The organism is Methanosarcina sp. 1.H.A.2.2, assembly GCF_000979975.1.
In the GTDB taxonomy this organism is placed as follows: Archaea; Halobacteriota; Methanosarcinia; order Methanosarcinales; family Methanosarcinaceae; genus Methanosarcina.
The window spans coordinates 47549-59194 of record NZ_JJQL01000036.1 but is presented as its reverse complement, the minus strand read 5'-3'; the positions used below and the strand labels follow the sequence as shown (position 1 = coordinate 59194).

Annotated in this window: 10 protein-coding genes; 3 read left to right on the top strand and 7 right to left on the bottom strand. The window is 41.2% G+C overall.

Features of this window, described 5'->3' with window-relative positions:
• Nucleotides 1-23 precede the first annotated feature (23 nt).
• Both cbiQ and EO93_RS05435 read right to left on the bottom strand, forming a co-directional pair.
• Nucleotides 24-830 (bottom strand): cobalt ECF transporter T component CbiQ, encoded by an 807-nt coding sequence (gene cbiQ, locus EO93_RS05440; RefSeq protein ID WP_048142183.1) that lies wholly within the window; start codon nt 828-830, stop codon nt 24-26.
• A 37-nt stretch (nt 831-867) separates the two neighbouring features.
• On the bottom strand, nt 868-1851 hold the full coding sequence (locus EO93_RS05435) for an energy-coupling factor ABC transporter ATP-binding protein (RefSeq protein ID WP_082107571.1): 984 nt from the start codon (nt 1849-1851) through the stop codon (nt 868-870).
• A 284-nt stretch (nt 1852-2135) separates the two neighbouring features.
• On the opposite strand from EO93_RS05435, the gene dinB reads away from it, so the two are divergent.
• The 3 genes from dinB (at nt 2136) to EO93_RS17275 (ending at nt 4654) form a co-directional block, all read left to right on the top strand.
• A complete protein-coding gene (gene dinB, locus EO93_RS05430; protein WP_048161350.1) occupies nt 2136-3233 on the top strand; it encodes a DNA polymerase IV in 1098 nt (365 codons plus the stop codon).
• A gap of 592 nt (nt 3234-3825) precedes the next feature.
• A complete protein-coding gene (locus tag EO93_RS05425; RefSeq protein ID WP_048134120.1) occupies nt 3826-4080 on the top strand; it encodes a protease inhibitor I42 family protein in 255 nt (84 codons plus the stop codon).
• Between the two features lie 409 nt (nt 4081-4489).
• On the top strand, nt 4490-4654 hold the full coding sequence (locus EO93_RS17275) for a hypothetical protein (protein WP_156161240.1): 165 nt from the start codon (nt 4490-4492) through the stop codon (nt 4652-4654).
• A gap of 13 nt (nt 4655-4667) precedes the next feature.
• On the opposite strand, the gene EO93_RS05420 is transcribed toward EO93_RS17275, so the two are convergent.
• The 5 genes from EO93_RS05420 to EO93_RS05395 form a co-directional block, all read right to left on the bottom strand.
• Nucleotides 4668-6572: a phosphoadenosine phosphosulfate reductase family protein gene (locus EO93_RS05420; protein ID WP_048161349.1), complete on the bottom strand. Its 1905-nt coding sequence runs from the start codon at nt 6570-6572 to the stop codon at nt 4668-4670.
• Nucleotides 6573-7119: 547 nt separating this feature from the next.
• Nucleotides 7120-8553 carry a YncE family protein gene (locus EO93_RS05410; protein WP_082107570.1) on the bottom strand — a complete coding sequence of 478 codons (1434 nt, stop codon included), beginning with the start codon at nt 8551-8553 and terminating at the stop codon, nt 7120-7122.
• A gap of 256 nt (nt 8554-8809) precedes the next feature.
• The gene (locus tag EO93_RS05405; RefSeq protein ID WP_255350197.1) at nt 8810-9397 is read right to left on the bottom strand and encodes a PKD domain-containing protein; all 588 of its coding nucleotides are present in this window, start codon (nt 9395-9397) and stop codon (nt 8810-8812) included.
• 110 nt (nt 9398-9507) lie between these two features.
• Nucleotides 9508-9969, bottom strand: coding sequence for a hypothetical protein (locus tag EO93_RS05400; RefSeq protein WP_156161239.1), 462 nt, complete (start codon nt 9967-9969; stop codon nt 9508-9510).
• Between the two features lie 675 nt (nt 9970-10644).
• Nucleotides 10645-11055 carry a hypothetical protein gene (locus EO93_RS05395; protein WP_048161347.1) on the bottom strand — a complete coding sequence of 137 codons (411 nt, stop codon included), beginning with the start codon at nt 11053-11055 and terminating at the stop codon, nt 10645-10647.
• Between the last annotated feature and the right edge of the window lie 591 nt (nt 11056-11646).

Genomic DNA, 11646 nt, shown 5'->3' with positions numbered 1-11646 from the left:
CCTCTTTTCAGGCAGCAGGTCTTTCAGATATAAAGATGGATATATAATATGCAACATGCGCTCAGGAGCAAAAAAAAGATATCCGGAATCCTTATTTTTGTCCGATAATATGCTTTTTCATACCCTCTTCCATAGCCTCTGCAAAGCATACTGATATAGGTCCTTTCTCCCTGCTCGTAGGAGCGTATGAAAATTGCGCTCATACTATTTCCTACCTGCTCGATGGCCCATCTCCTCGGCACATCTTTGTTCCAGATATCAAAGAGCCGGGTCTGCTGTGCGATTCTTATCCTTTTGAGGACGGCCCAGAACAGAAAGAGATAACGCACCATCATGCTCAGGAGCAAAGTAAATTCCCTTGGAATGCCCATCCTATCTGCTGCTGAAACCATGTCTCTCAGCCGTGTAGTGGAAGATAGCAGGACGATGGCTGTTATGCAGACCAGAAATTTCGCAAGCAATGTACTCCCAAAAGCAAGTCCCTCGTATGTTATACTTAGCCCTAAAGGCAGGTCAAATGGGTAAAGAGTATAATTTTCAATGAAGGAAGGTCTCAGGAAAGGCTGGATAAGGGCAATTCCGAGTCCGAACGGTAAAATCGCAACAATACGAAGGAAAAAATATCTTAAATCCAGCCCGGAAACAAGCACAAGAAGCAGCAAATAAACTTCTATGGCAAAAAGGTGAATCATATTTTTTTCGTGAATCCGGGGCAGACTAACTACATAAATGATTATCGCGAGCGCAAAGAGTAATTTGACCCGGGGGTCAAGCCTGTGTATGGGACTGTTTTTATATGATTCGCGTTCGATATCCGTGAGAGTTACCATAAATATAATCTCCTGTAAGGAGCCTTCTTTCCGGCTTTCACTCATTCCCCGATTTTTGCTGTCCAGAGTTTATGAGCCGCAGTATTTCATCTCTGGCCGCTTCGGCTGTTATCTGTATGTTTACATCGAGTCCTTCTTGCCGGAGCATTTCGAATACTTCAGCCACCCTCGGAAGTCTAAGGTGAGCTTTCTTCAGGAGTTCGGGGTCATTGAATATCCCCTCCGGACTTCCGTCAGCCTCAAGTCTCCCATGATGAAGCACAAATACCCTTTCAGCAAAATAAGGGACAACATCCACATCATGGGTTGAAAGAAGCAGGGTAATTCCAAGTTCCCGGTTCATTTTCATGATGAGTTCCAGGATGCGGGCTGAACTCAAAGGGTCAAGCCCTGCGGTGGGTTCGTCAAGCACAATAACTTCCGGACGCATGGCAAGGATGCCTGCAATTGCCACAAGTTTCTTCTGCCCTCCGCTCAGATGGTGCGGAGCTCTCTCTTCAAAACCTGTAAGGCCCACCATTTCAAGGGCTTCTTTAACCCTGGTTTCTACCTCTTCTCTGGACAGACCCATATTGATAGGCCCAAAAGCTATATCTTCTTCAACACTTGGAGCAAGCACCTGGTCATCAGGGTCCTGAAAAACTATCCCCACTGCCTCCCTGCACATACGGACATTTTTTTTAGTAACAGTTTCTCCTTTTACCAGAACTTCTCCGGAAAGAGGACGAAGGATCCCATTGAGGTGCTTAAAAAGAGTTGATTTTCCTGCCCCGTTAGCCCCAAGCACTGCAACCCTTTCCCCTTTGAAGACTTTCAGGTTGATATTATCAAGGGCGTTTGAATCAAGATGAGGATATCTATGACAGAGGTCTTTGACTTCAAGGATAGGAATACCATTTATTTCAGAGATCCGGTCTGCTTTTTCGGAGCTGACCCCTGTATTAAGATTCCTCCGGCCTGCGATTTCTTTCGGGATAGATTTTGCTTCTTCTGAGGTGTGTGGGAGCTTCGATATACTCATACTTGAAAACGTCCTGTATGAAGATCGTGTTTAACTGCTGAAAAATAATTTTTTCAAAAATCGTGTTACATCTAATGAAGTTATCTTTTTTATGTGTTATGGTTTTTATTTTATATTTATTCCATTTTATTTTAAAGACACATGAGTTCATTTTGCTGCTTGCGCGTTATGTTTTTACGAGAGTTTCTAAGTTTGTGCTCCATTGTCTGCACTTTTGTCTGCAATTTTCCTGTTTCAAAGCTTGAGAGATAATTATACAAATCTTCCCCGCATCTTTTACTGTAATGCACCGGGTCATTCTTCACATAGACATGGACTATTTTTATGCAGCCATTGAGGAGCGGGAAAAGCCGGAACTCCGCGGAAAAGCAGTTGTGGTCTGCATGCTCTCCGGAAGAAGCGAACTCAGCGGATCTGTAAGCACATGTAATTACATTGCACGAGAGTTTGGAGTCCGATCAGGGATGCCCTGTTCAAGGGCTAAGAAACTCAATCCCGAAGCCGTTTTCCTGCCTGTAAGGAAGGAGTTTTACACTTCAGTTTCAGACAGAATCATGGAAATTCTCCGCAACTATGCAGACCCCGGAGAAAACGGAGATTCCTTTGAACAGATAAGTATTGATGAGGCTTTCCTTGATATTACCGACAGGACGGGGGGAGACTTTAACCTTGCTTTTGAGATCGGGATGCAGATTAAAAAGGAAATCAAAGAAAAGGAGAACCTGACCTGCTCTATAGGAATCGGACCAAATAAGCTTATTGCCAAGATGGCTTCCTCCGCAAAAAAACCTGATGGAATTACGGTCGTGAGTCCGCAGGATCTGGAAGCTTTTCTCTGGCCGCTGAAGGTGTCCAAACTCTGGGGGATAGGGGATATAACTGCAAGAAAATTGCAGGAAATGGGCATAGTTACAGTAAAGGACCTTGCAGAGTATGATGTTATCAAACTTATTTCCACCTTTGGAAAATCCCGGGGTACGTGGCTTAAACAAGCTGCTGCAGGAATTGATGACTCCCCCCTTAAGGAAAGGGACGGCTCAGAGCAGATCGGAAGGATTGCAACCCTGTCTGAGGATACTCTGGACCCGGAACTGATCTTTCCACTGTTGGATAGGCTAGCAGGAGACGTTATTGAAAAACTGGACTCAAGGGAACTCTCCTTCAGGGTTGTAACCGTTACAGCCATAAACTCGAATTTCAGGATGTACACCAGGAGTCACACACTCAACCATGCAGTCTCTTCAAAGGAAATACTTCTTGAAGTATCCCGGGAAATCCTGGGCGGGTTCCTTTCGGAAAACAGGACTGAACTCCGGCGCGTGGGGATAAAGGTAGAAGGGCTCCAGAAAAGAAAGGGTCAGAAAAGCCTTTTTGATTATTGACTCCTGTGTTGTGCAGGTGTTTGGGAGTATGTCTACCTTACTGTTTGTGTATGTTTAGATTTTATGTTTGCCTGGTCGTTTATACAGGTTAGGAGAGTTATGTTTACTCTATGAGAGTTATGTTTCTCTATGAGAGTTATGTTTACTCTATGAGAGTTATGTTTCTCTATGAGAGTTATGTTTCTCTATGAGAGTTATGTTTACTCTATGAGAGTTATGTTTACTCTATTATAGATGTACAGGATTTTATCTACCTACATAATTTATATACATCACCAGTATATAAATGACCATTGCCTTAGTTGGAATTATTTTATTGTGATTACCACTTTATTGTTAACCCGGGAGAGAATTTTTTCATAAAATTTATCAAACAAGAAATGCAATAATAATAAGGATAACATTTTGAAATTGCTTCCATAACCTGAATTCCTACCCCATTTTTTGAAAGAGGCTATTTTTTATGAAGATCACCTCTGCATGTGGGTTTCTTCAAAACGGCACTTTAGCTGAAATTCACAAAAAATGGCGAAAAATATTAAAAGTGGGAAAGGAAGAACGGCTGCATAAGGACGGTTAGGAGAGGGACAATATGATTAAAAAACCGTTTACAATCCAGTTTCCGGAAAATCCAGTCAGCGGCTTCAGCTGGGATATCGCAACCAGTAACGGCCTACAGATAATGAGGGACAGGTTTGTCCCTGAAGATGAAGAAGAGACTGGCAGCGGGGGATACCGTGTATGGGATATTCAGGTAACTTGCCAGGGAAGTCAAAAGATAACAGGCACATACCGGAGGGGTAACCAGATAGCAAGTTGCTTTGAGATCAATATTGATGCCGAATAATACTTCTTACAGGTCACGGGACCTGGAGCCCTGGCAAGGTAACCTTCTCTGGTTTAAGTCCATCCGCCCTGCCTTGCCGTGGACTCACTTTACTTTTTTTCTGCTTTTTCCCCTGGTTGTGCCACCCTAGTTGCGCGTCCCGAATTGCGAATCGGGATCACAGGAAATCGGAGATTTCCGGGGAGTTACAATGTAATCGCAACAGCCCGCAGTCCTTTTCGCTTCGCTCAAGAGGACAAACATGTCTAATTTATGGGTTTTAGCAGTTAGTTTTGTTCAAGAGGACTAATTAAAAAATACTGGTAGCTTTTCCCTGTCCTTCTGTAGTGTTTTCCAGGGTTCATCTCTTAGTTGAGGTTAGCGAAGGAATTTTGAGATCAGGCCTATTTAACAACAGTGCAGCCCCCTCATGATCGTTTGTTCTCTGGATGACGAGCCAGCTATGGCTCTGCACAATGCAGAAGAGAAAAACGAAACCAGCCGCACAGGTACAGGACAGGAAAAAATAGGAGATGTCGGTCAGGCTGCCCGGAATAATGTCAAGAGATTAACTAGGGACAACCTGAACATTTAACACTGGATAATACTTACATGAATTTCACAAGCGGGCAGACCTCTATACAGGCTCCGCAGTGAGTGCAGCTCTCCTTGATCCAGGCTCTCTTTTCTTTCATTTCAATCGCGCTGTGCTCACAGTGTCCTACACAGACTCCACAGCCCTGGCAGATAATAGCCCTTCTTACCGAGAACTCGACCATTCGCATGAGCTTTTTCAGTGTTTTTTCGTTTTCACTTCTTCCGTTTACATTTCCTGAAGCAAAGACCTGAGCTCTGGATTCCCCCAGGACAACAGAGGCAGCCCCTTCTATGAAGGAAACTTTCCCTACCGGGTTAAGCATTCCGCTTTCTTTAAGAGTTTCGATGTCTATCGCCTGTCCGAAACTTCCATCCGCAGAAATCCCTCCTGCTTTGCAGGGCCTGTATCCTGTGGCAACTTCAAAATGGAGCTCTCCGGGAGCTTCCTGAGTAGGGAGCAGGGATATTCCCTTTCTATCCGCAAGCTCCTGCAGGACCTTTGGGTAACGTTTGTAGCGCCATAAGCCGTATTTTACCCATTCGGGGGAAAGCCCCATCCGTTCTGCGTAGGCCAGGAGGTGGGAGTTGAGTTTTTGTGCAAGTTCGGGATGGCTTTCCTTAAGCTGGAAAAAGTCGGATAGTGAGGAGGAAGGGCAGAGCCAGCATCCCATTCGGTCATACCCTTTCTCATAAGCCGGATTATAGGGAGCTTTTGTCCTGAAGAGATAAAGCCAGACATGCAGAGCTGTCCATTCCTGTATGGGAGACGCTCCGACCTGATTTCCAACCCAGGGATTTTTCCAGACCTTATTACTGATGGAGCGAGCATGGGATTCGTACTGGCGCTGGCCTATGAAACTCAGGCAACCTCCCTCATAGTTTTCGTCAATAACCCTGGTAATGGGCCCCAGTTTGCAGATCTTGCAGCACCAGCGCGTATCCATTGTAGGAGGCCCGAAAACTCCAATAGACTCCCAGAAAGAATCTCCTGAATTCGCTGTACGGAGGGTTTTTCCATAATATTCGGAAACCTTTCGGACGTTTTCAAGGGTTTCCGGAAACTCAATCCCTGTATCTGCAAACATCAATTCATAATCGTCCAGAGTTTCATCCACAAGTTGCAGCACTGCAAGGCTGTCCTTGCCCCCGGAATAGGATACACTGACTTTCAGGTCCATACTTCCGGAAACGTTTCTTATGAAAGAATGAGCAGTCTCTATCATTGAGTCAAGAATTTTCTCATTAGCTTTTACAGCATCATCCCAGCTCTTTTCCGGGGGGAGGATTTTTGCAGCCACGGGTTCTGCACTCCAGCGCGGCTTTACCGCATTCCCGCGCTTTTCTTCAATCATTTCCCTGCCTGTCAGCCGGGCTCTCCCGCAGCAAACTACCTCTCCTGAAGGAAGGAGAACAACAACCTCGTCCTCTTTTTCGATTTCCGGGTCTGCATCAAGGACTCCGGGAGCAAGAATACTTGCCCCTTTTTTCAGGATAAAGGGCATAATTTCCGGCTCAATCACAACCCATTTTTTAAGCTCTTTCCTGTCCCTGCCCTGAAAAAGCCGCCGTGCTCCCTCAAGCCTGGGGAGCAGGACCCATGTGCAGTTTTCGATTTCAAACCTGATAGATGCAAGGACTTCCCCGTCCACTATAATTTCATCCATCCGGTCTTCATAAGGGGCTTTGTTAAGCACCACAAGGTGACCTTCGGGGATAAGGGAGGCATTGAACTGTTTTTCAGAAACGGAATTTATGCGTTTTATATCATAATCAAAAGCCGGACGAATATCGCCGGGAGGAGTGACCTCAACTTTTTTTGCTCTATTGCCGCAACCACACTGTTTTCCGAGCACAGGCACATTGCAGGCATCGCACCAGTGCAGGAGCATTTTGCCAAGGTATACTGGTTTGGACATGTCATGCAGATTGAGCGAGGTTCACCTTTAAAAGGCTTTGGCTTTTCCTAAGAACCGATCTAAAAATCAAATTGATTTTACAACCGGGATAGGACTTACGCATTTGAACTGGAAAACAGCAGCATTAAACTACTCAATGTTTAAAATGTGAATTTAGACCATAATTTCGGAAAAACTTACTTTTCGATTCAAAAGTTAACCTTGCCCATTATCCAATTGCAGGAATAGTATAAATTTTAAGCCCGAATCTTAGCGATTTTGTTTTTTAGAATATTCTGCGGCAAGTACCGATAGCATAACAAATATCAATACAAGAAATAGGTAAGAGTCTTTTGATTTGTCTAACCATCCAAGATATGCATTATATAGTGCTATAATAAGAGCTATCAGTGCTAATATACGTGATATTATGTTAGCTGATTTTGCATTCATGTAAACTCCCTAAAATACGTGAAGCTTCGATACATCAGGTTTCTATGCTTCATTTACCAGATCCAACAGGCTACAGATTACCAATTGCCAGCGATCTGGTTATCCAGGGCCGTCATTACTTCTTCCTGAGTTTCCATCCACCATACAGGCAGGCTAAACTTCCCAATAATCCAAAACCTGGGATAGAGTTATTTTTGCTCGATTCATTTTCACCTGAGCTACTACCATTATCAGATTCAGAATTATTAGTATCAGTATTATTGTTTGAATTATTGAGTTCAACAGCACTTTTGTCTTCAGACGATGATAAGTTAGTTTCTTCAACTCCTATATCTTCAGTTGCGTTTAAATTCGCCATTGTACTCGGGTCAGTTTCATTGTAGGTTGCCTTTATGCTTTGATCAGTCATATCAGAACTTCTAAAAGGTCCAATGACAACTCCAGCAGGACCGTTCATAGTATATTTTCCTGTATTCACAGTCGCTGTAACAGTATTTGTGGTTGTGTCAATTACAGAGACATTATTATTGTAGTCGCTGGAGTAGCTATCAGAGATCACTACATATGCCTTTTTTCCATCTGGAGTGACTGCAATCCCCCTCGGAGCAGTTCCTACATACACTGTAGCTGTAACGGTGTTTGTTGATGTATCAATTACAGAAACAGTGTTGCCGGGATCTTTGTAGGAACCGGAATTTGTCACATATGCCTTTTTACCATCAGGAGTGACTGCGATATCACCGGGGCTGTCTCCTACAGATACAGTTCCTGTAACATTGTTTGTAGCCGTGTCAATTACAGAAACATTGTTGCTCCCTGAATTAATCACATACACTTCATTTCCATCAGGACTGACCGCAATATCAGTAGGATAATCTCCTACAGGAACAATAGCTGTAACTTTGTTTGTAGCCGCATCAATTACAGAGGTAGTGTTGTTGCGACTGTTGGTAGCATAGATTTTTTTCCCATCCAGGGAGAATGCAACGTCAGAAGTACTTAGCCCCATATTAACCGGGTCCATTACAGTGTTTGTGGATGTGCCAATTACTGTGTTAATTACAGAGACATTGTTGCTGTTATCGTCCACTCTACTGTAACGATTCGTCACATAAACCCTGGACCCTTTGGGATTAACTGCAACTTTCCGGGGATAAATTCCCACATCCACTACTGCATCAACAGTGTTTGTCGCGGTGTCAATTACAAAAACATTGGTGCTGAATCCTGATGAGTCTGTCACATATACCTTTGTTCCTGCAGGGTTGATTGCGGCTTCTCCAGCCCAGCCTTCTATAGGCACCACGGCTGTAAGATTGTTAGTTGCTGTGTCAATTACAAAAACAGTGCCGGTGTCGATACCTATACTCGTCACATATGCAAAAGGAGCGGCACCTGCTAAACTCACCAATATTAAAATCGCAAGTGCTGTTATCCCCAAAGCTCTTGTGAGGGCGTATCCTATGTGTGCTTCATTAGACATTGCCACAGATGGAAGTGAAATCGAAAAAGTGACAGTTGGCGTTGTTGATATAGTGTTACTTTTCATCTTTTATCCCTCAACTGGCATTTTTCTTTCATGCTAGTGTCTAGAAAATTTAGTTCTGTGTCCTCGGAATTAAGAAAGGGACTACGGATGATGTATTGTCTAAGCATTAAAGCCCAGTAATTAAATTGCCATGGCACTAGTACCATCATCGAGAAATTTGGACTTACTACATAATCGAATAAGATTTTTGGATTATGAATGTATGAAAAAATTGAAACGAATCCCGAGACTAAATAATTTTAGGAAAATTTTCTACTTACTTTTTATTAATCTCCTTTATCCAGAATGCAGCTATCAGGCTCATGATTCCGTAAACTATCTCAAATCCAGGAGTTCTTTTGCTTCCTTTTGCAGGAATGCTTGTATCTTTTGTTATGATTACGCCAGCACTATCTTCTCCTTCGCCTCCGATGCTGTTTTTTTCACTGAAACTAGTTGCATCCAGCACAAATATCGTAGCCTCTTTTGAGGCTGTTCTGTTTCCATTTATTACTGTCAGTTCAACATTATAAGTTCCTGCTGAGGAGTAAGTATGGATCGGGTTTTGATTCGTTGAATTTAATCCGTCTCCAAAGTCCCAGTTCCATACGGTTTCATTCTGAGAACTGTCATTAAACTGGATCGAAAGAGGGGCGTAACCGGATGTAGAATTGCTGCTGAAGTCTGCAACAATAAACGCTGATTGTTCTGGGTTTGCTTTCAGAATAACAAGACCATTAACACCATTAATTGCATAGATATAATTCCCGGAAACTTCAACATCACTAGCACAAACATCACAAATCCCTTTTAAAATTAGAGAGGAAGGATTGCCGATATCAACAATCATAAGGCTATCATCAATGTTTTCTTCTAGAACGAAATTTCACACACAAAACTGGTAAGTTAATCATCGAGAATTTATTACTACTATTGGAATATGAAAATCCTATTTTTTTCAAAAATATGGACTTATTACTTGTCATAGATGACAGCTACTCTTATGAATGATAAACCAAGGATGAGAATAGCTATTGAATATATATAGAAAAAAATGGGAACGTCTCCGGGATTTTTCATCGAGTATTCTACAAAAAGTATCATATTAGAAAGTGCTGCGACAAGAGAGAGTCCTAATGGTAACATCATTTTCTTCCTTTTTTCTTCCGGGACAGAAAGACAGAATAGTGCAGAAGCTAGAGAAAAGAAGATAGAAATGGAATTTATGAAAGGGTCAGTCGCTATAGAGCGACCCTCTAACAGATGCCACTTGTCAAAGGAGGCAATGAATGACTGACCATAAGTGAATTGAAATAGAGCACCTGGCTCCAACGGTCTCATAAATGAAAAGTCCCTGATAAATGTATATAATATAAGTCCGATAAGAAATGGAATTCCCCAATACCATCTGGATGAGGTCTTTTTTGTATTTTTCATAAAAATCAAAAGTCCAACTGCGGGAAGAAGCAGTGAGAAGAGATATAACGATAGGAGATTAATAAGAGGAGGATTAGGCATATTCCATGTAATAAACATACAAACGAAGGCTTCTATCCACCAAGCAAAAAAAGTGAGTGATATTAGAAATAGTGACAGTTTTGTCTGACTTATTGATATCCGATTCATTGGTATAGCTCCTTAATGTAAACAGTACTAAATCATTTGTTTCACTCCTAGTTATTTTTCCCTAGGAGGCAAAATCAGGCAAGCTTAAATATACACAAAGCTAACATAATTATTGCCTCTTAGGGCGTATGTTATGGAGTTCGTGTGGTACGGGAAATACTTTTGAACTCCATAAACTCCTCATTGTCAACTCCTTATAAGTTTTCCGGCCAGGTTATCAAATAATCAGAAAGGATGTTGAGTTTAGGATTACGTTTTACAGAAGTATTACTTAATAGGACGAATAGTTTGATGAGTTGGCTAGAAAACTTATATAGCTGCATGTGCTACAAATCGTCTCTTCTAATAAAAATTAAAAGATGATTTTTTGTTAAGGATTTTCATCTTTTTATACCAAAATCAAAGAAGATAAAAATAAATCTTAAAAATTTGGGCAAGTTTAATAGTGAATTTAAGAGAACCTAGTTCAGTTTAATACCATCAAATTCATGGAACAGCAATGCTTAGATCCAATGGATCATCGGGATGCGCATCTATATTAATATATAAGATAGCTATATCGCTCAAATTTTGAGAAACAGTTTCGGTCTTTGTAATATTGTTATTTAATGTAACTTCAATGTATGTCCCCGTTACCAATCCAACTGGATATTGACTTCTTATATCTTCCCCAGGAGCTAAAATATATGATTCATTAAATATAGAGTTGTTTTTTGAGTCAAATAATTTCACAGTAACTTCATGACTTGTATTTCCCTGATTATGTATGATTAACAAAGTATTATTTTCTTTTTTGTCAGGGAGAGAGTTATGCCTAATAACATAAGGTAAAACGATAATGCCTACTAACAAAAGGCATATACCTACAAATATGATAAGAAATTTTCTTCTTGGCATTTTAACCCCTTAATTAAAATCAATCCAATATACCCTACATTCTCAGTATTTTTTCAAAGATTTGTCTTTTTCCGGATAGCGTTTTTATAACAAATCAAATTAATTTGGATTTTTAATGGAACTTGGAGAAAATTGAATAATATCGTTTTTTGGTCTCTATGATACGCCATATAGTTACTTTACCTCCTGCATAAAATTCCAATAAATCCACGTTTTATTGAAAATCGATAGCAGAAAAAATTGTGAATATGCGAAAATTTACTGCGGAAAGTGAGATAACTCGTGCCTCTTAGGGCATGTTTTATGGAGTTCGAGTGATCTGGAAAGTACGTTTGAACTCCATAAACTCCTATTAATTATCCCCTTATAACTTTTCTGTCCAGAGTATCAAACAATCAGAAAGAACATTTGATTTATGATTCTGTTTTTCAGAATTATTACTTAATAGACGGATTGCTAGAGACTCTGGATAGAACGCTTATATATTCATACTCAACACAAGTCCTTTCTTAAACTTAATAAATGAGAGACGTTGTTTTTAAGAAATGTACGAACTTGCTTTTTTCATTGCTCTGTAATCTTTTCTGCCTG